At 71.7% G+C, this 17,353-nt stretch carries 21 protein-coding genes and 1 pseudogene; 7 read left to right on the forward strand and 15 right to left on the reverse strand.

Annotated features, from left to right (window positions below; genetic code table 11):
* Window positions 1–60 precede the first annotated feature (60 nt).
* A complete protein-coding gene (locus ACZ4XJ_RS27955; protein ID WP_468497818.1) occupies window positions 61–645 on the reverse strand; it encodes a type IV secretory system conjugative DNA transfer family protein in 585 nt (194 codons plus the stop codon).
* A gap of 66 nt (window positions 646–711) precedes the next feature.
* On the opposite strand from ACZ4XJ_RS27955, the gene ACZ4XJ_RS27960 reads away from it, so the two are divergent.
* Together ACZ4XJ_RS27960 and ACZ4XJ_RS27965 are read left to right on the forward strand one after the other, a co-directional pair.
* A complete protein-coding gene (locus ACZ4XJ_RS27960) occupies window positions 712–915 on the forward strand; it encodes a hypothetical protein (RefSeq protein WP_468497819.1) in 204 nt (67 codons plus the stop codon).
* Between the two features lie 10 nt (window positions 916–925).
* On the forward strand, window positions 926–1,075 hold the full coding sequence (locus ACZ4XJ_RS27965) for a hypothetical protein (protein ID WP_468497820.1): 150 nt from the start codon (window positions 926–928) through the stop codon (window positions 1,073–1,075).
* Between the two features lie 90 nt (window positions 1,076–1,165).
* Here ACZ4XJ_RS27965 and ACZ4XJ_RS27970 read toward each other — a convergent pair whose 3' ends face one another.
* From ACZ4XJ_RS27970 to ACZ4XJ_RS27985, 4 genes are all read right to left on the reverse strand, one after another.
* Window positions 1,166–1,726: a hypothetical protein gene (locus ACZ4XJ_RS27970; protein ID WP_468497821.1), complete on the reverse strand. Its 561-nt coding sequence runs from the start codon at window positions 1,724–1,726 to the stop codon at window positions 1,166–1,168.
* Between the two features lie 295 nt (window positions 1,727–2,021).
* A complete protein-coding gene (locus tag ACZ4XJ_RS27975) occupies window positions 2,022–2,810 on the reverse strand; it encodes an ABC transporter permease (RefSeq protein ID WP_362881600.1) in 789 nt (262 codons plus the stop codon).
* Window positions 2,807–3,808 (reverse strand): ATP-binding cassette domain-containing protein, encoded by a 1,002-nt coding sequence (locus ACZ4XJ_RS27980; protein WP_362881598.1) that lies wholly within the window; start codon window positions 3,806–3,808, stop codon window positions 2,807–2,809. The genes ACZ4XJ_RS27975 and ACZ4XJ_RS27980 overlap by 4 nt, the downstream gene beginning before the upstream one ends.
* A gap of 78 nt (window positions 3,809–3,886) precedes the next feature.
* Entirely contained in the window at window positions 3,887–4,555 is a 669-nt protein-coding gene (locus ACZ4XJ_RS27985) for a DUF4097 family beta strand repeat-containing protein (protein ID WP_468497822.1), read from the reverse strand.
* A gap of 250 nt (window positions 4,556–4,805) precedes the next feature.
* Between ACZ4XJ_RS27985 and ACZ4XJ_RS27990 the strand changes: the two genes are divergently transcribed.
* Complete coding sequence (locus ACZ4XJ_RS27990; protein ID WP_468497823.1) at window positions 4,806–5,390, forward strand: hypothetical protein; 585 nt, start codon at window positions 4,806–4,808, stop codon at window positions 5,388–5,390.
* Between the two features lie 7 nt (window positions 5,391–5,397).
* Here ACZ4XJ_RS27990 and ACZ4XJ_RS27995 read toward each other — a convergent pair whose 3' ends face one another.
* Together ACZ4XJ_RS27995 and ACZ4XJ_RS28000 are read right to left on the reverse strand one after the other, a co-directional pair.
* Window positions 5,398–5,613 (reverse strand): hypothetical protein, encoded by a 216-nt coding sequence (locus tag ACZ4XJ_RS27995; protein ID WP_468497824.1) that lies wholly within the window; start codon window positions 5,611–5,613, stop codon window positions 5,398–5,400.
* A 23-nt stretch (window positions 5,614–5,636) separates the two neighbouring features.
* Window positions 5,637–5,981 (reverse strand): DUF6233 domain-containing protein, encoded by a 345-nt coding sequence (locus tag ACZ4XJ_RS28000; RefSeq protein WP_468497825.1) that lies wholly within the window; start codon window positions 5,979–5,981, stop codon window positions 5,637–5,639.
* 203 nt (window positions 5,982–6,184) lie between these two features.
* Here ACZ4XJ_RS28000 and ACZ4XJ_RS28005 point away from each other — a divergent pair, with 203 nt between their 5' ends.
* Both ACZ4XJ_RS28005 and ACZ4XJ_RS28010 read left to right on the forward strand, forming a co-directional pair.
* The gene (locus tag ACZ4XJ_RS28005) at window positions 6,185–6,592 is read left to right on the forward strand and encodes a YciI family protein (protein WP_468497826.1); all 408 of its coding nucleotides are present in this window, start codon (window positions 6,185–6,187) and stop codon (window positions 6,590–6,592) included.
* A gap of 8 nt (window positions 6,593–6,600) precedes the next feature.
* Window positions 6,601–7,746, forward strand: a complete 1,146-nt coding sequence (locus ACZ4XJ_RS28010; protein ID WP_362881638.1) for an RNA polymerase sigma factor — start codon at window positions 6,601–6,603, stop codon at window positions 7,744–7,746.
* Window positions 7,747–7,820: 74 nt separating this feature from the next.
* Here the strand turns inward: ACZ4XJ_RS28010 and ACZ4XJ_RS28015 are convergent, their stop codons facing one another.
* The 3 genes from ACZ4XJ_RS28015 to ACZ4XJ_RS28025 form a co-directional block, all read right to left on the reverse strand.
* Window positions 7,821–8,357 (reverse strand): hypothetical protein, encoded by a 537-nt coding sequence (locus ACZ4XJ_RS28015; protein ID WP_362881589.1) that lies wholly within the window; start codon window positions 8,355–8,357, stop codon window positions 7,821–7,823.
* A 123-nt stretch (window positions 8,358–8,480) separates the two neighbouring features.
* On the reverse strand, window positions 8,481–11,150 hold the full coding sequence (rph, locus tag ACZ4XJ_RS28020; RefSeq protein WP_468497827.1) for a rifamycin-inactivating phosphotransferase: 2,670 nt from the start codon (window positions 11,148–11,150) through the stop codon (window positions 8,481–8,483).
* Window positions 11,151–11,454: 304 nt separating this feature from the next.
* Window positions 11,455–11,991 (reverse strand): hypothetical protein, encoded by a 537-nt coding sequence (locus ACZ4XJ_RS28025; RefSeq protein ID WP_468497828.1) that lies wholly within the window; start codon window positions 11,989–11,991, stop codon window positions 11,455–11,457.
* A gap of 226 nt (window positions 11,992–12,217) precedes the next feature.
* On the opposite strand from ACZ4XJ_RS28025, the gene ACZ4XJ_RS28030 reads away from it, so the two are divergent.
* On the forward strand, window positions 12,218–12,724 hold the full coding sequence (locus ACZ4XJ_RS28030; RefSeq protein ID WP_468497829.1) for a DinB family protein: 507 nt from the start codon (window positions 12,218–12,220) through the stop codon (window positions 12,722–12,724).
* A gap of 108 nt (window positions 12,725–12,832) precedes the next feature.
* A pseudogene (locus ACZ4XJ_RS28035) lies at window positions 12,833–13,686 on the forward strand (helix-turn-helix transcriptional regulator).
* A gap of 35 nt (window positions 13,687–13,721) precedes the next feature.
* On the opposite strand, the gene ACZ4XJ_RS28040 reads toward ACZ4XJ_RS28035, so the two are convergent.
* The 5 genes from ACZ4XJ_RS28040 to ACZ4XJ_RS28060 form a co-directional block, all read right to left on the reverse strand.
* Complete coding sequence (locus ACZ4XJ_RS28040; RefSeq protein WP_468497830.1) at window positions 13,722–15,128, reverse strand: amidohydrolase family protein; 1,407 nt, start codon at window positions 15,126–15,128, stop codon at window positions 13,722–13,724.
* 356 nt (window positions 15,129–15,484) lie between these two features.
* Window positions 15,485–15,838 carry a PRC-barrel domain-containing protein gene (locus ACZ4XJ_RS28045; protein ID WP_383997860.1) on the reverse strand — a complete coding sequence of 118 codons (354 nt, stop codon included), beginning with the start codon at window positions 15,836–15,838 and terminating at the stop codon, window positions 15,485–15,487.
* Between the two features lie 159 nt (window positions 15,839–15,997).
* Entirely contained in the window at window positions 15,998–16,159 is a 162-nt protein-coding gene (locus ACZ4XJ_RS28050) for a hypothetical protein (RefSeq protein ID WP_053676175.1), read from the reverse strand.
* Window positions 16,160–16,268: 109 nt separating this feature from the next.
* A complete protein-coding gene (locus ACZ4XJ_RS28055) occupies window positions 16,269–16,943 on the reverse strand; it encodes a nucleotidyl transferase AbiEii/AbiGii toxin family protein (RefSeq protein WP_468497831.1) in 675 nt (224 codons plus the stop codon).
* 10 nt (window positions 16,944–16,953) lie between these two features.
* Window positions 16,954–17,325, reverse strand: coding sequence for a hypothetical protein (locus tag ACZ4XJ_RS28060; protein WP_468497832.1), 372 nt, complete (start codon window positions 17,323–17,325; stop codon window positions 16,954–16,956).
* Window positions 17,326–17,353 lie beyond the last annotated feature (28 nt).

Here is a 17,353-nt window from a genome sequence, read left to right on the forward strand (position 1 = left end):
CCCGGCACGGGCCGGTCCGCCGCGTGGTGCGGCCCGGCGCCGTGGGGCGCCGGGCCGGGGTCAGGCGCGGGCGCCCGGGTCGTGCCGGGTGAGGGAGGCCTTGACCTCGCGGGCGTGCGGGCCCTCCCACCACGGGATCGTCTCCACCAGGACGGGCTTGGTGCCGGAAGCCAGGACGAGGGCGCGGCCGGGGGGCATCGCGCCGAGGTCGGAGACCTTCAGGACGCGGTCGCGGCGTACGGACTCGTTCATGCTGCGGTTGCCGGTCCAGCCACCCGTCTCCGAGTCACGGGTCGTGCTGTACTCGCGCAGTTCGTACTCCCCCGCCAGCTCGGACAGGTCGCCGAGGAACCGGGTGTCGGAGACACCGCCGCCGTAGACCCGCACGTTGGCGGCGGACCAGAGCTTCTCCATGCCGCGCTCGCCCCACACCTCGATGCCCTGGGCCCAGGACTGGAGGATGGTCATCAGGATGATGCCGCGCGAGCCGTAGTGCGAGTACAGGTCGGGCAGGGCGCGCCAGCGGCAGACGTTCGCCGCCTCGTCCAGGACTCCGACCAGCGGGCGCGACAGGCGGCCGCCGCGCTGGGTGGTGGCGTACTCCTCGGCGGCCTCGACGACGGCCACGGTCAGGGCGGTGACCAACGGGCCCGCCGAGTCGCTGCCCTCGCGGGAGAGCGAAAAGAGGGTGGAGTCGCTGCGGACGAACTCGTGGGGGCGGTCGCCGCCTTCCCGGGGCCGTTTTCCGGTCGGGACGTCCTCGCGGCGCTGCCGCCGGGGACGTACCAGGATCCGGCGAAGTCGGTCAGCAACGCCCTGTCCGCGATGGCCAAGTCCGGCCGTCTGCTCCGCTTGTCCCGCGGCACCTACGCGGTCGCATCCCCGTCCACCGGCGCCATCGCCGCAAGCTCCTGAGGGCCTGGCCATGCACCCGACCCACCCGGCCACCGAAGTCCTCCAGCAGCGCGCCCAGGACATGGGCGGTCCGACGACGGCGACCATCGCCGACGACCGCTACGGCGGTGCGATCCGGCTGCTGATCAACCCGGACGGGAGCACCGAGTCGTTGGACTGAGCACCGCGCTCACCGATTCGCCGACCCGACGCACATCGGGTCGTCTCCGCTCCGGCGGGCGCCGGAGCGGAGACGACTCCGCCGGGATCGTCAGGCGGCCTCCTTGATCAGGTCGACCTGGACCTTTGCCGCGTTCGACAGGTCCTCCTTCCTGGCCGCGCTCACGTAGGCGACCACGTTGCCGACACGCAGGATCACGTCGGCCCTGCCACCGCTGATGTTGAACACCTCTGTCTCGTCCGCGCCGATCTCCAACGGCAAATCCCCAACGGAGTCCTTGCGCGCGAAGGTCCTGTTCACCAGGGCGGTCGACGCCGCCTCCGCGGCCTCCTGGGCCCCGAACGAGTAGAGGGTGAACTCGATCTGCCTGTCAGTCGCATCCTTGGCCACGACCAGCTTGCGGCCCACGCCCACCAGCCCGTCGCACGGGGTACTGGTGCCCTCCTCGCACGGCTGGCGTGCCTGATCGCCCTCCAGCACCACCGCGTCCTCACCGCCGAAGCTGACGAGGCCGTTGCTGACGCTCTTGTTGGTCGGCATCGCCGACCGGAGCTTCTGGGCTCCGGTCGACTCGTCCTTCTTGCCCACGCCGTCGAGTCCGACCTTGGCCGCGTCCTCCGTGTCACCACCACAGGCGGTCAGCAGCGTCATCAACGCCACCGCACACACGGTGCCCCGCACAAGGCTCTTCACTTTGAACTCCATTCACATCCGACTGGCTTCGAGACCCACCCAAGCACCCGAGCCCGTCCCATCCGTCCTCGGGGTGGGAACGGGACGGCGGGTGTGGAGCGATGGCTTCCGCACCTCGGGGCAGCTGGACCTCGCGGGGTTGCAGCCGGTGACCGGGCCGGACGCGAAAGGGGCGGCGTGCTCCGACGGGGTGTCGGGGTACGCCGCCCCTGGGGCGGAGGCCGCGGGGAGGTGGCCCGCGCTGTCACTGCGGTTACTTCGGGTCGCGCTTGAAGGAGGCGGTGGACCAGCGGTAGCCGAGGGCGGCCAGGGCGAGGGACCAGGCCAGGGCGAGCCAGCCGTTGTGGCCGATCTCGGTGCCGAGCAGGAGGCCGCGCAGGGTTTCGATGGCGGGGGTGAAGGGCTGGTACTGGGCGATCGGTTGGAACCAGCCCGGCATCGCGTCGATCGGGGTGAACGCGCTGGAGATGAGCGGCAGCAGGATCAGCGGCATCGCGCTGTTGCTCGCGGCCTCGGCGTTCGGGCTGACCATGCCCATGCCGACGGCGATCCAGGTGAGGGCCAGGGCGAAGAGGACGATCAGTCCGAAGGCGGCGAGCCACTCCAGAACCGTGGCGTCGGTGGAGCGGAAGCCGATGGCGACGGCGACGATGCCGACGAGGACCACGCTGGCGACCGACTGCATGACGCTGCCGATGACGTGCCCGATGAGGACCGAGCCCCGGTGGATGTTCATCGTCCGGAAGCGGGCGATGATGCCCTCGGACATGTCGGTGGAGACGGACACGGCGGCCCCGATGACGGTGGAGCCGATGGTCATGAGCAGGATGCCGGGGACGACGTACGCGATGTAGGCGGAGCGGTCGGCGCCGCCGCCGAGGCCGGCGCTCATCACGCCGCCGAAGATGTAGACGAAGAGCAGGAGCAGCATCACCGGGGTGAGCAGCAGGTTCAGGGTGAGGGAGGGGTAGCGGCGCGCGTGCAGGAGGTTGCGGCGCAGCATGGTGGAGGAGTCGCGCACGGCGAGGGAGAGGGTGCTCATCGGACGTTCTCCTTGGACTGGGCGGGCTGGGCGGGCTGGACGGGCTGGGCCGGCTGCGTGTGCGGGGCGGGGACGGTGGTGTTGCCGGTGAGGGCGAAGAAGACGTCGTCGAGGTCCGGGGTGTGGACGGTGAGTTCGTCGGCCTCGATGCCGGCCGAGTCGAGCCGGTCGAGGATGGCGCGCAGGTCGCGCTGGCTGCCGTCGCTGGGGAGCTGGAGCGCGAGGGACTCGTCGTCGCGGGTGGCGGCGTGGAGGGTCGCGGCGGCGGACCGGTAGCCGGCCGGGTCGGTGAAGCGGAGGCGGACGTGGCCGCCGGGCACGAGGCGCTTGAGTTCGGCGGCGGTGCCCTCGGCGGCGATCCGACCGTTGCTCAGGACCGCGATCCGGTCGGCGAGTTGGTCGGCTTCCTCCAGGTACTGGGTGGTGAGGAAGACGGTGACGCCGCCGGTGACCAGTTCCCGGATGATCTGCCACATGGTGTGGCGGGAGCGCGGGTCGAGGCCGGTGGTCGGCTCGTCGAGGAAAATGATCCGCGGGCTGCCGACCAGGGTCATGGCGATGTCGAGTCGGCGCTTCATGCCGCCGGAGTAGGTGGAGGCGGGCTTCTTCGCGGCTTCGGTGAGGTCGAAGCGTTCCAGTAGTTCGGTGACGGTGCGGCGGCCCTCGCCCCTGGGGAGGTGGTGGAGGTCCGCCATCAGGAGCATGTTCTCCTCGCCGGTGATCAGGCCGTCCACGGCGGAGAACTGGCCGGTGACGCCGATCGCGTCGCGCACGGCCCCGGGGTCGACGGCCAGGTCGTGGCCGGCGACGTGCAGGGCGCCGGCGTCGGCGCCGATGAGGGTGGAGAGGATCTTGACGGCGGTGGTCTTGCCGGCGCCGTTCGGGCCGAGCAGGGCGAAGACCGTACCGGCCGGAACCGTCAGGTCGATGCCGTCGAGGACCGTCCTGTCGCCGTAGGACTTGCGCAACCCGTGCGCCACGATGGCCAGGTTCGTCATGAGGGGTGTCGCTCCTTGTGAGGGCTTGCGGATTACAGGGGTTGCGGGTGGGAAAGGGGGGCGGGAGATCGCGGGCGGTCAGAGGCTGCGGGCCGTGATGTCGCCGTACGAGGTCGTCGCGTGGATGTGCAGGTCGGCGGCGCCGGTGGTGTTCCTGAGCCCGTTGTGGATCCGGCCGTACGAGGTGTCGGCGTCGAGGCAGGCGCTGACCCCGGCGGCGGCCTCGATCGACAGGTCGCCGGCCTCGGTGCGCAGCGTGACCGTGCCGCTCGTGGCTTCGCCGACCTTGACGTCGCCCTTCCGCGTGCTGATCTCGGCGGGGCCGCCCAGCCGGCCGACGGTGATGTCCCCGGCGGCGAGGACGAGGCGGGCGCTCGCGGTCTCGTCGAGCTCGATGGAGCCCTGCGCGCCCTCGAAGCCGACGTCGCCGAGCCGCCCGACGCCGCGGAACTCGGCGGCCGCCGCCTTGGCTTCGACGCGGGAGCCGGCCGGCAGGTGGACGATCACCTCGACCGCGCCCGTGTTCCCGAGGAGCTTGCCCTTCGGCGCCGGGGCCGCGATCCGCAGGACGCCGTCGCCGTACTCGACGGTGGTGTGCTGCGCGGCCTCCAGGTCGCGGCTCTTCGAGCCGTCCGCGGGCAGGACCTCGACCGTGGTGTCGGCGCGCTCGGCGGCGACGAACCGGATGCGTCCGGCGGGGATGTCGAGGACGGCGGAGACGGCGGCGGGGGTGGCGAACTTCTGCATGTTGACTTCCTTCGACTCGTTGTTTCCGATGAAGGAAAAGCTACGTTGCCTTCATCAATACGGCAACAACTTCGTTGCTCAAGTCAGCAATAATTACAGGTCAGATGCCAGTAATCGTTGCAATGATTCGAAGGAGCAATGCAACACGACTGCGGCGTGCGTTGCATTGAACAGACGTGAACGCTCGGATCGGGTGCTGGAGCCGGGGCGTCGGCGGGCCAAGGACCGGTGAGCCGGGAGCCATGGGTCGGTGTGGGCGGCCCGGACTGACGGGGAAAGCGGGGCGAGCAGCTCGGTCGCCGTCGCGCCGTCGGCCCCGTCCAGCATCCAGGGCAGCAGGACGGCCGCGTGCGCGTCGATCAACCGGGCGTACGACCGGCTGAAGTTCGTCCACTGGTCGGGGGCGAGCACCCACGGCGTCGCGACGGCCGACCGGCCGGCCGCCCGGATGACGCCGAAGCAGGAGGGGCGCTACGGCGTCCTGGTCAGGGCGAACAACCGGTTGATGGCCTCGGGCACCGCGTCGGGTCCGACCGCCGGCGCCGCCGCTCTGGTCATCGCGAAGGCCGTGACGGCCCGCAGGCCCCGTACCCGCTACACCGCGGGCCGCGACGCCGCGCCGGTCACCCGTCTCGTCCGGGTGCTGTCCAACCGCACGCCCGACCGTGTGTTCGCCGCCAACCTGCGCCACCTCCACCTTCGGGGCCGTCGCCTGACGGGCACGTCGCCTGACGGGGACGGGCGCGGGAAGCGGGCCCGTCCCGCCGGGGCCCGCCGCGCGGGGTCGGGGTCGGGGTCGGGGTCGGGGTCGGGGTCGGGGTCGGGGCGGCGGTAGCGGGGCGCTACGGGGTGTGCCAGGTGGCGGGGCCGCCGCCGCGCCAGTCGATGAGGCCTTCGCCGTAGGGGGCGACCTCGTCCGGGTCGCGCCCGGCCCGACGCAGGAGTTCCAGGACGTCGGCGGGGCCGAAGGCGCGGCCGAGGATCTCACCGTCGACGCGGACGCGGCGCCCGCCCTGTTCGTCGGGCGGGTAAACGATCACGGGGAGCGGGTCATCCATGGTTCAAGGGTGCCGCCGGCCGGTCACTCCAGCACCCCGAGGGCGGTGTCCGGCCGGCACTGGGGGCAGGCGGAGACACCCTCGGCGAGCGCTCGCCGGACGGCGTCCCGGTCGGCGGGCCGGCAGCGCGTACGGGTGTCCCAGCAGGTGCCGACGTGTACGCGGACCGCCGGCCGGCCGGTCCCGATCCCGTGCTCGACCAGCCATTCCGCGGGCGCCGGCGGCGGCGCGGGCGGCCCCTGCGCGGCCTCGTACGCCGTACGCCGCTCCTCGGCGGCGATCCAGTCGCGCGTGCGCTGCAGGTCTCTGACCTGGACCTTCTCCAGGAAGCGGAGGAGATCGAGACGCGATGACTCATTTTCGGACACAAGTTCGATTATAGGCCAGGGTGAGGCCGCCCGATGGATACCGGGAGCGCCCCCGCGGCACGCCGTGCCCGGCCCGCCGGGGTGCTCGCCCGGACGGGTTCGAGAAGAATTCGGCGGCGATGTCGAGAACCCGTGGGCGGCTCCGTCCCCGTGGTGAGAGCGACCGGCGACCACAATGGGTCGCACCAGTGAGGAGAACGAAGATGGCCAAGTACCTGCTGCTCAAGCACTACCGCGGCGCCCCGGCTCCGGCCAACGACGTGCCGATGGACCGCTGGACGCCCGAGGAGATCTCGGCGCACGTGCAGTACATGCACGACTTCGCGGGCCGACTGGAGCGGACCGGCGAGTTCGTCGACGGTCAGGCGCTCGCCCCCGAGGGGGCGTGGGTCCGCTCCGACGGCGAGGGGCGCCCGCCGGTCACCGACGGACCGTTCGCCGAGACCAAGGACCTCATCGCCGGCTGGATGATCATCGACGTGGACAGCTACGAGCGGGCCGTCGAGCTGGCCGGGGAACTGTCGGCCGCGCCGGGGGCCGGCGGCAAGCCGATCCACGAGTGGCTGGAGGTGCGCCCCTTCCTGTCCGCGCCGCCCACCATCGCGGAGTGACGTCACCGATGGACGAGCTCCTGCTCAGGCGGCTGACGCCGAGCGTGCTCACCGTCCTCGTCCGCCGCGGAGCCGACTTCGCGGCGGCCGAGGACGCGGTGCAGGACGCACTGGTCGAGGCGCTCCGGGTCTGGCCGGCCGACCCGCCGCGGGACGCCAAGGGTTGGCTGGTCACCGTCGCCTGGCGCAAGTTCCTCGACGCGACCCGCGCCGACGTCTCCCGGCGTCGGCGCGAGGACCGCGTCGAGGAGGAGCCGGCGCCCGGACCGGCAGTTGCGGCGGACGACACGCTCCGGCTCTACTTCCTGTGCGCGCACCCGTCGTTGACCCCGGCGTCCGCGGTGGCGCTCACCCTGCGCGCCGTCGGCGGGCTCACCACCCGCCAGATCGCCCGGGCCTACCTGGTGCCCGAGGCGACCATGGCGCAGCGCATCAGTCGGGCCAAGCGGACCGTCTCCGGCGTGCGCCTTGACCGGCCCGGGGACGTCGCCACCGTGCTGCGCGTGCTCTACCTGGTCTTCAACGAGGGCTACTCCGGCGACGTCGACCTCGCCGCGGAGGCGATCCGCCTCACCCGGCAGCTCGCGGCCGCCGTCGACCACCCGGAGGCGGCGGGGCTGCTCGCCCTCATGCTGCTCCACCACGCCCGTCGTGCCGCCCGGACCGCGCCCGACGGCAGCCTCGTACCGCTCGCCGCACAGGACCGGGGCCGGTGGGACACCGTGATGATCGCCGAGGGTGTCGGGATCCTCCAAGCGGCCCTCGCGCGCGACCGGTTGGGCGAGTTCCAGGCCCAGGCCGCCATCGCGGCGCTCCACGCGGACGCGCCCGCCGCCGAGGAGACCGACTGGGCGCAGATCGTCGAGTGGTACGACGAGCTGGCGCGCCTGACCGACAGCCCGGTCGTACGGCTCAACCGGGCGGTCGCCGTCGGGGAGGCCGACGGTCCGCGCGCGGGGCTGCGGGCGCTCGCGGAGCTGGACGCCTCGCTCCCCCGCCACACCGCGGTGGCGGCGTACCTCCACGAGCGCGACGGCGACCGGGCGACGGCGGCCCGGTTGTACGCCGAGGCCGCCCACCAGGCGCCCAACCTCGCCGAGCGCGACCACCTGACGCGCCAGGCGGCCCGGCTCAACGCGGGCCGGGGTCAGTGAGGGACGGGGCATCGTCAGGAGTGCGCCACCCTCCACCAGGCGATCGAGGACTGAATCCCGCTGTACGAGGCAGGTCACGCCCGGCCGCCCACTCGGCGCGGTAGCTGTCGCCGGCACTGCCGCTGCCGCCTCCCGTACGACCAGGTCACCGCGGTCATCAGGGGCGGGATGGCGAACAGTGGTGCGAAGACGAAGGCCCAGACGGTCCGGGCCGTACCGCCCGACATGTACGTCTGGCTCTCGACGGTGAAGGCGACCACGAGTTGCCACAGTGCCACCAGGACCAGGAGGGCCGAGGCCGTCCGAGCGAGCGCGGCAAGGGTCCGGGGTCGCAGCGGCTGCCACCGGTCGCTGACGAGGAGCAGCGGGAACAGGGCGGCCAGTTCGGCGAGGACGGAGAGGCCGACGACGTACGCGATGCCCCAGCCGGGGATGTCGAAGACGTCCCGCAGAACCTGGTCGCTGTAGCCGACGTGGATCCCGGATGCCATGGCGATGCGCCACAGGCCGGACGGGAGGGCGCACAGGGCGATGGCGTGGGCGGCCCGGCGGGCCCAACGGGGAGCGGGTACGGGGCCGGAGGCGGGCAGCGGAGCGGTCGCTGTGGTCATGCCCCCATGCTGGCCGTGGACATGGCAGTCACGCGTCGTCCGCCACGGCGGACCGTCTCCGCCGTGCGGCGGACGCACACCCCGCTCGGGTCATACCTCAGCGGGGCGCGCGTCCGTGGTCCGTCAGGGAAGGATCTCGACGTACCCGTCCGTGCCGTGCACACGGATCCGCTGCCCGTCCCGAATCAGTCGGGTGGCACCTTCCACGCCCACCACGGCCGGCAGGCCGTACTCCCGGGCGATCACCGCGCCGTGCGTCATCAGGCCGCCCACCTCCGTCACCAATCCGGCGATGCCGACGAACAGCGGTGACCAGCTGGGGTCCGTGAAGGTCGTCACCAGGATGTCGCCCGCTTCGAGGTCGGCCCGCGCCATGTCCAGGACGACGCGGGCCCTGCCCTCCACGGTCCCCGCGGAGACCGGTACGCCGACCAGGGCGCCGGCCGGCACGTCGTCGCGGCGGTAGGACCCGGTGAGGGCCTCACCGTCCGAGGTGAGCACCCGGGGCGGCGTGAGCGCGTGGTGCGCCCGGAACGCCTCCCTGCGCCGCTGGACGAGACGCGGGTCGACCGGCCGATTGACGCGCACGACCTCGTGCAGTTCCTGGAAGGTGAGGTGGAAGACGTCCTCCGGCTCGGCGATCGCGCCCGCCGCCACCAGACGCTCGGCCTCCTCCAGCAGAGCCCGCTTGTAGACGGAGTAGCGGCTGATGATGCCGTACTTCGGGTACTCCCGGTATCCGATGAAGGTGCGGACCCGGTCGATCATCCGCCGGGTCTCGTCGGCCTTGCGGTCCCCGTCCGGCAGGGCGCGCAGGCGTGACAGCACGTCCTGTTCCTTCCGCAACGCCTTCTGCCGGCCCTCCTCGAAGCGCCGTTCGGCGGCGCCGGGACCGAAGTTGCGCACGTTGTCGAGGATCGCGGGGATCAGCGTGGTGGGGCGCTCGCGCCAGCGCGGCCGGGTGATGTCGATCTCGCCGACGCAGCGCATGCCGTACCGGTCGAGGTAGCCCTCGATGGCGTCGCGCGCTTCGGTGCCGCCCGCGAGTTTCGCCAGTTCGTCCAGGAAGCCCTCGTCCTCGACGCCTTGCAGGAACGTCACCACGTCCGGCCGTGGACGGATCACGTCCGCGACGTCGAGCAGCGCCAGCCCCATCTCCGACGTGATGTTGTCGGGGGCGGACAGGGTGAGCGTGTCGGCCGCGTTCTTCTCGCCCAGCCACTCGTACAAATTGTCGTTGAGCCACCAGGTGGCCTCCATGCCGGCCATGATCGCCTGCATGCTCAGCGGATCACTGAGGACGCGTTTGTGCTCCTCGAAGGCCTCCAACAGGTAGTCGAAGAGCTCCGGTCCGGTCTTCGTCCGGATGTCGCGCTCCAGCGCGGCGATGGACGTCCGGCTGCGTTCGATCAGCGCGGTGACGATCGCCGGGTCGGTCTCGATCGGGTCGGGCGCGCCGGGGGCGGGGGGTCCGCCGGGAGCCGCGGCCTGGGTCGTCTCCGGAGGCGACGGGAGGAAGTCGTCGCGGCCGAGGACGGTCTCCAGGGCGTCCCTGATCAGCGGATCGGCCTTGCCCACGGCGTCCAGGAGGCCGGCGCGGCTCTCGGGCGCGCTCAGGCGCGGGGTGACGTCGACGAACAGCCGGCCGCCCGCCTCGTGCATCGGCACCATGGCGGTCAGCTGCCACATGGAAAGCCCGAGGGCCTTCATGGGGTCGGTCATCATCTGCCCGTGACCGACGGAGACGTAGACGCGGTTCTCCCGGTCGTCGCGCTCCGGGACGGGGAACAGCGTCGTGATCGGACGGCTCTGCACGATCCGGAAGCCGTCGTCGACCAGACACCATTCGATGTCCTGCGGACGACCGAAGTGCGCCTCGATCCGCCGCCCGAGTTCCACCAGCCGCACGACCTGCGCGTCCGTCAGCGACGGCTCCTCCTGCCGGCGCGGGTCGATCGGCACGCCCCCCGTACCGCCGGCCGGCAGGGCGCGCACCGCACGCCGCTTGACGGCGATCGCCCTGTCGACGACCTCCCCCTCGCGCACCCTGAAGACGTCCGGGTTCACCAGCCCGGAGACCAGGGCTTCACCGAGGCCGAAGCCGGCGTCGACGGTGGCGACCCTCCGGTTGCCCGTGACGGGATCGGCCGTGAACAGGACGCCGGCCGCGTGCGGGAAGACCATCCGCTGCACGACCACGGCCATGTCGACCGTACGGTCGTCGATGCCGTTCCGGCGCCGGTAGCTCACGGCCCGCTCGGTGAACAGCGAGGCCCAGCACCGGCTGACGTGTCGAAGGACCGCCGCCGGGCCCACGACGTTCAGGTACGTGTCCTGCTGACCGGCGAACGACGCCGTCGGCAGGTCCTCGGCGGTGGCGCTGGATCGGACGGCGTACGCCGCTTCCTCACCGAACCGGGCGAGCGCGCCGGTGATCGCCGCGGCGAGATCGTCCGGAACGGGGATCTCCTCGATGGTCCGGCGGATCTCCGCGCTGAGCGTACGGATCGCCTCCCGGTCGTCCGCGTCCAGGCGCGACAGTCGGTCGAACCGGTCGTCGATCGACGGCGCCTGCGCCATGACGCGCCGGAAGGCGCTCGTCGTCACGCAGAAGCCGTCCGGCACGCGGATGCCCTCGACCCGTGACAGTGCGCCCAGTTGCGCGCCCTTGCCGCCGACGACCGCGAGCTGCGTCTCGTCGACCTCGCGCAGATCCCGTACGTACGGCTCGCTCTGCCGGCTCTCCCGGCTCTGCTGGCCCGGCTGCTCGTTCCGCTTGTTCTGCTCGCTCATCGCGATCCCTCCGCAACGGTGCCTGTTCCGGCGTCATCGCGTCCCTCGTACGCCGACAGCAACACACGCACGTCGTGCCCTCATTTCCGCAGGTGGTGGCCTAGACCGAGGATTCTCCGCCACCACCGGGGCCTTGCCGCAAGCCCCCCTGTGCGCTATACCTTGGAAGTGCGGGGAGAGCGATCTCCCCGCTTTTCGTTTTCCCTGCTTCTCGTTTTCCCCGCTTTTCGTTTTCCCCCGCGGTCCGAGACCTCGCGCGCCCGTCGGCGCGTGCCGCGCCGTACGGATCGGCCGCGTCCGGACGTCAGCCCTCGTTCGCGGCGGCGAGTGCCTCGGCGATCAGGCGGGTGGCGAAGTCACGGTCGGCGGTGATGCGGTTGATGTGCTCCGCGAGGAGGAAGGCGGTGGCCTCCAAGGGGTTCATCTCGGCCTGGGTCCACTCCCCGTACTGCCGGCGCCACAGGTTCGGGCTCAGCTCGATGCCCGCCGCGATGACCATGCCGGCCATGGTGGGGATGGTCTCGGGGCGGACGCTCCTGGGCATCGCGCGCATCGAGGCGACCAGGCTCGGGACGACGTACTCGATGACGTCCTTGTCCTGGGCCTCGTGCGCTTTCCGCAGCCACGTCATGAACATGTAGATGAGCGTGCACGCGCCGTCCAGGAGGTCACGGACCGCTTCGGCGTCCATGGAACCGGCGAGTTGGTCGACGAGCTCCCGCTGCTCGGGGTCGGTCTCGGTCCTGCCGTCGTAGACGGCCTTGAGCCGTGAGTCGATCATCATGAGCGCCGCGCCGACATCTCCGGGGGAAGCGTGCTCGGGGTCACAGGGCGATGACACAGGTTCCTCCTCGTGTGGCTGCCGCGGGCAGCACCTGATCCGTACGTTAGGCCGCCGATCGGCCACCGTCCGGCAAATGCCGATGGGCGTCCCCTGGTTCGTTGGGCACGCCGACCATGTCGCGGCGATGGATCGCGGTGCACCGGCTGGTTGGACACCCGGCCGCAGCCGCGGCCGTCGACAAATGCCTCGACACCGGTCGCACCGATCGGCAACCCTTCGGGCGATGACCAGAATCGATGACACGCCGCCCGCGTGGGACGAGCGCACCCAGCTCACCACGTTCCTCGACTACGCACGCGACACCGCCCGCGCCAAGTGCGACGGCGTCTCCGCCGAGAACGCGGGCAGGGCGCTCCTCCCGGGCTCACCGCTGATGACCATGAGCGGGTTGATCAACCACCTCCGCTGGGTCGAGTACTACTGGTTCCAGGTGGTCTTCCTCGGAGAGGAGGACCAGGGTCCCTGGACCGACGAGGACCCCGACCGCGAGATGCGCATCGCCGTGGACTTCCCGCTCACGCGGTTGCTCGACGAGTACGCCGCCCAGAGCGCCCGCTACCGCGAGCTGGTCGCCGACAGCGGCCTGGACGAGAAGGCCCGGCGTGCCCGCCGTGGCGGCGTGCACGTCGACCTGCGCTGGATCCTCCTCCACCTCACCGAAGAGACGGCCCGCCACAACGGCCACCTGGACATCCTGCGCGAGCTGCTCGACGGTACGACCGGCGACTAGGTTCCGGCCCTTGGCCGGCGCCGGACCGGATGCCGCTGCTTCGGGGCCGGTCGTGTCCGGGTGTGGTGCACCCGGGCAACGCCGGCGGCGGCCGCTTAGCCTGACGGGGTGACCAGCAACGATCTCGGAGATTTCCTGCGCGCCCGCCGTGCCCGGCTGCGTCCCGGCGACGTCGGGCTGGCCTCCTACGGTGCCCGCCGGGTGGCGGGGCTGCGGCGGGAGGAGGTCGCCGTCCTGGCCGGGATGAACAGCGACTACTACGCCCGTCTCGAACAGGGCCGCGAACGCGGGCCCTCCCCGCAGATCCTCGAAGCCATCAGCAGCGCCCTGCGGCTGGACGACGAGGCGCGGGAGCACCTGTTCCGACTGGCGGGCACCGCGCCGGAAGGCGGGCGGCCCTTCCCGAGGGAAACCGTCGGTGCCGCGCTGCGGCAGTTGCTGGACGGGCAGTCGAACGCCGCGGCGTTCGTGCTGAACCCGGCGACCGACCTCCTGGCATCGAACGCGTTGGCCGACGCGCTGTTCTCACCGTTCGCTCGGCCGGACAACCTGGCGCGGATGACCTTCCTCGACCCGGCCGCCCGGGGCTTCTTCGTCCGGTGGGAGCGGGCTGCCGAGGCGGTCGTCGCCGCGTTGCGCCACGCCACGGGCCTCGACCCGCACTATCGGCACCTGCGCGATCTCGTCGGCTCGCTGGTCGAGGAGAGCGCGGAGTTCGCCGCACTGTGGTCCGCGCACGCCGTGCACGGCAAGACCCGTGACGGCAAGGAGTTGCTCCACCCCGACGTCGGGCGGCTCTCGCTCACCTTCCAGACCTTCGACGTGCGCGGCGCGTCGGGTCAGCAACTGGTGGTCTACCAGGCCCAACCGGGCAGCCCCGACGCCCGGGCCTCGCCCTGCTCGGGAGCCTGCACGCCACGCGTCACCAGGAGTCCGCCACGGAGGGCCGAGCCGGCGCGTGAAGCGGGGACGGGAGTGCCCGCGCAGTCGGTGACGGTCAGGCCGCCACGGGGGTGGTGAGTACGTACTCCCGCGAGGCGTGGACCTCGTCGCGCAGGGCGGGCAGGTCGACGTCGAGGACGTGGCCGTTCCATTTGCGGACCGCGCCGTTGATGAGGACGGCGCTGATGTTGCGGGCGTCGGAGCCCAGGACGACGGTGCCGATCGGGTCGTTGAGCGGCATGTTGTTGAGGTCCTCGGCGCGGATGACGAGCAGGTCGGCCTTCTTGCCCGGGGTGAGCGAGCCGGTGACGTGCGCGAGGCCGTTGGTGCGGGCGCCCTGGAGGGTGGCGAAGTCCAGGACGTCATGGGTGGTGATGCGGGTCGGCCGGCGGTCGGTGCCGTGGACGGCGTTGACCGCACGCATCCGCTGGATGGTGTGCAGGGCCCGCATCTGGGTGAACATGTCGCCGGCCAAGGCCACTTCGACGTCGATGCTGAGGCCCGGGCGCACCCCGGCGGACAGGGCCTCGTCGATCGCGGGGATCGCGGTCTCCAGTCCGATCTGGGCGTCCGAGGTCGGGGCGAGGGCGATGGTCGTACCGCTGTCCCCGATCGCCCGCCATGCCGCCGGGGTCAGGCCGGTGGCGTGGATGAGGGTGAGGTCGGGGCCGAGGACGCCCTCCTTCGCCCACCTGAGGACGGCTTCGGAGGAGGCGGCCCCGAAGACGGCGTCGACGCTCACGCCGATCCCCAGTTCGGCGGCCGTGCGGGCGAGTTCGGGGCCGTGGGCGAGGGCGGGACCGGCTATCGCGTCGGTGGCGAGGGCTGCCAACCGCAGCGTCAGCAGTTGGTCCTCGTGGCCGAAGTACCGTTCCTTGAGGCGGGTCAGGTCGCCGGGCCACTGCCGGTCCCAGTCACCGAAGTGCGGGCCCATGGAGGCGTGCACGCCTCGGATGCCGGTGTCGACGAGGGCTTGGACGGCGGCGTCGGAGTGCTCGGGGGTGCGCGCGTTGTGGGAGAAGTCGAGCATGCAGGTGATGCCGCTGTCGATCGCCGTGAGCGCGGCCAGTTTGGTGCCGACGTACATGTCGTGCGGCCGGTAGACGGTGGCGTGGCCGGCGAGGGTGGACATCACGTAGGTGCCGAGGTCGTCGACGTCCGGCATGGTCCGGCGCAGCTGGGTCTGCCAGGCGTGGCGGTGCGTGTCGACGAAGCCGGGGGTGAGGACGGTCGCGGTGGCGTCGACGACCACGGCGCCGTCCCGGCTCAGGTCGGGGCCGATCGCGGCGATGGACTCGCCCTCGACGAGCAGGTCCGCGCCGTGCAGGACACCGAGGTCGGGATCCATGGTGACGATCGTCGCGCCGGTGAACAGGATGCGGCGCCGCTCGCGGTCGGCGGCCGGGCGTGGGAGCCGGAGCTGTTCGAGTACGGCGGGACTGGTGGTGTCGGGGGGAGTCACGGGAGGTCCGTCCGTTCCGTCGTACGTGCGCGGGGGCGGAGGGAGGAGGGTCCGTGCGTTCGTGCGTTCGTGCGGTAGGCCTACGCCGCCCCTGCGGAGTGGTGGGTGACCCCAGCCTCGGTCCGTCGCCCCGCGACAACCAGGCCGCCGCTTGCCCGGGTGCGGCGCACCCCGGCTGCGACGGCGTTCGTACGCGGTGTGCCGCGCGGGAACCGGGCGAGCGCGGCGGGGCGGGACGGGGTTCGATCGGCGCGGGGCTCCGGGGCGGACGAAGCTCGCGGGCCGGGGTACGGCAGAGGGCCGGGGCGGCAACCGTGTGGTTGCCGCCCCGGCCCCGGCGCTCGGGCCGCGCGTCGTCAGATGCGGTTCGGGCCGCCGTAGTGGCCGCCGACCTGGCGGTGGTAGTCCTCGTTGCCGAGGTGCTTGTCCTTGTCGAACTCCGGAGCGGCCTTGATCTGCTCCTTGGTCCGGTCGACGTAGACCTTCTGCTCGTCGGCGTCGACGCGCTGGACCGTACCGGCGGGAAGGAGCACTTCCTTGCCGAAGATCCACGGGCCGGTGTCGACGACCAGGTACGCGGACCCGACCTCGTCGGAGTGCTTGTCGACCTTGCCGATGGAGCCGTCCGTGGCCTCGACCTTGTAGCCGGTCAGGTCCGTACCGGCCAGGTGGCCGGACGTCTCGCGGTAACCCCATACGTTCTCAGTCATACCAACAACTCCTTCATTGATTTCGGTGATTGCTTTCCCGGAGTTCTTTTTGGGAAGACCCCGGGATGCCACACCGTCAGAAATTCGCCTGCCCCGGAAATGCCGATCGACACTCCCCCGGGCCGGGTGTTTCACATGTGGGGCGGGTACGTCGCCGGTCTACCAGCGGTACCAGCGGCCGCTGCCACCCTTGGGACGGGCGACGAATCCGACCAGCCACAGCACCAGTACGGCGATGGCGACCCACCAGAGGATCTTCACCGCGAAACCGGCGCCGAAGAGGATCAGAGCGAGCAGAAGAACAAGCAGCAGGGGAACCATAGTTATTACCTCCGAGGCTCCTTCTGTCCGGCGTCCGACGAAGCATGCGCACAAATCTTATTTGTTTCTTATCGGCGCAGCCGGGAAGCCGAGGGGTCCTCAAGAAGCGCTACGCGTAGGGCTCGTCGTCCTCGGCGGCGGCCAGCCGGGGCGCGATGTCGTCGGCCCAGGACCGGGCCCAGGCCCGGAGTGTGGCGATGGCGTCGTCGTCGAGGCCGTAGGCGGCGAACTCCTCGTCGTCGTACCAGTCGGCGCCGCCGAGGCGGGCGTGCAGGTCGTCGAGGCGGAACTCGTCGCGGCCGTGCCGGGCGCCGAGCCGTTCCAGACCCGCGAAGGGGTGGTGGCGGTGGGCGGCGTGGACGTCGATGAGGTCGCGCACCGCTCCCCGGTCGGCCAGGGCCCGGACCTTGGTGCCGATGACGTCGTCGAGCGCGAGGACCGGCCCGTACTCGGTGTCCTGCGGCGCGGACCAGAGGTTCTCCTTCAGGACGTCGACCTCGCAACGCCCGCCGCCGCGGAGGTCGGTGACCATCAGGCGGGCGGACAGCGGGTCCACGCCGATGACGTCGACGCCCCAGCCGCGCTTGGTCAGCTCGTGGACCAGGTCGGTGGCGATGTCGTCCATCGGGGCGGGGTTCTCGGTGGCGACGTCGAGGTCCTGGCTGAGGCGGTCGACGAGACCGTGGGCCTGGACGGCGTAGCCGCCGGTGATCACCAGGGGGTACGGGCTGCCGATGGCGATGACGTCGGCGAGGAGCCGGCGGTGGAGCGCGCTGAGGTTCACGCGGCGGGGCTCACGCGGCCGGGAAGGTCGCCCGGGGGGCGAGCCGCGGGAAGGCGTCCTCCCAGACCTGCCGGACGTGGCGGCTGATGAGGGTGCGCAGGACGGGCCACTGCGCGATCAGCAGGTGCTGGTCGAGGAGGCCGGTCAGGTCCTCGCGCAGGCCTTCCGCGAGGACGGTGCGGTAGAGGCTCATGCGCTGGCGCGGCCGGTCCAGATCGTACGTGCGCAGCCCCGACCAGGCGATGTGCAGGGGCAGCGTGACCGGGCCGGAGGTGGGGCCGGTCAGCTCGCCGAGGGAGGCGGGCAGCCGGTCGGCGTACCGGGTGCGCAGGACCTCGCCGGCCTTGGTCGGGGGGACGGGAGAGGAGAGCTGCTGCGCCATGGGCCCAGTATCGCCCGTCCCACCCGCC

This window comes from Streptomyces sp. NPDC029836 (assembly GCF_055574495.1).

Excerpts from the sequence above, each read along its gene's own strand:
- ACZ4XJ_RS27965 (WP_468497820.1), top strand. The coding sequence starts at position 926 with ATGCACCCGACCCACCCGGCCACCGAAGTCCTCCAGCAGCGCGCCCAG.
- ACZ4XJ_RS27970 (WP_468497821.1), bottom strand. The coding sequence starts at position 1,726 with ATGACGCTGCTGACCGCCTGTGGTGGTGACACGGAGGACGCGGCCAAG.
- ACZ4XJ_RS27975 (WP_362881600.1), bottom strand. The coding sequence starts at position 2,810 with ATGAGCACCCTCTCCCTCGCCGTGCGCGACTCCTCCACCATGCTGCGC.
- ACZ4XJ_RS27980 (WP_362881598.1), bottom strand. The coding sequence starts at position 3,808 with ATGACGAACCTGGCCATCGTGGCGCACGGGTTGCGCAAGTCCTACGGC.
- ACZ4XJ_RS27985 (WP_468497822.1), bottom strand. The coding sequence starts at position 4,555 with ATGCAGAAGTTCGCCACCCCCGCCGCCGTCTCCGCCGTCCTCGACATC.
- ACZ4XJ_RS27995 (WP_468497824.1), bottom strand. The coding sequence starts at position 5,613 with ATGGATGACCCGCTCCCCGTGATCGTTTACCCGCCCGACGAACAGGGC.
- ACZ4XJ_RS28005 (WP_468497826.1), top strand. The coding sequence starts at position 6,185 with ATGGCCAAGTACCTGCTGCTCAAGCACTACCGCGGCGCCCCGGCTCCG.
- ACZ4XJ_RS28010 (WP_362881638.1), top strand. The coding sequence starts at position 6,601 with ATGGACGAGCTCCTGCTCAGGCGGCTGACGCCGAGCGTGCTCACCGTC.
- ACZ4XJ_RS28015 (WP_362881589.1), bottom strand. The coding sequence starts at position 8,357 with ATGACCACAGCGACCGCTCCGCTGCCCGCCTCCGGCCCCGTACCCGCT.
- rph (WP_468497827.1), bottom strand. The coding sequence starts at position 11,150 with ATGAGCGAGCAGAACAAGCGGAACGAGCAGCCGGGCCAGCAGAGCCGG.
- ACZ4XJ_RS28030 (WP_468497829.1), top strand. The coding sequence starts at position 12,218 with ATGACCAGAATCGATGACACGCCGCCCGCGTGGGACGAGCGCACCCAG.
- ACZ4XJ_RS28045 (WP_383997860.1), bottom strand. The coding sequence starts at position 15,838 with ATGACTGAGAACGTATGGGGTTACCGCGAGACGTCCGGCCACCTGGCC.
- ACZ4XJ_RS28050 (WP_053676175.1), bottom strand. The coding sequence starts at position 16,159 with ATGGTTCCCCTGCTGCTTGTTCTTCTGCTCGCTCTGATCCTCTTCGGC.
- ACZ4XJ_RS28060 (WP_468497832.1), bottom strand. The coding sequence starts at position 17,325 with ATGGCGCAGCAGCTCTCCTCTCCCGTCCCCCCGACCAAGGCCGGCGAG.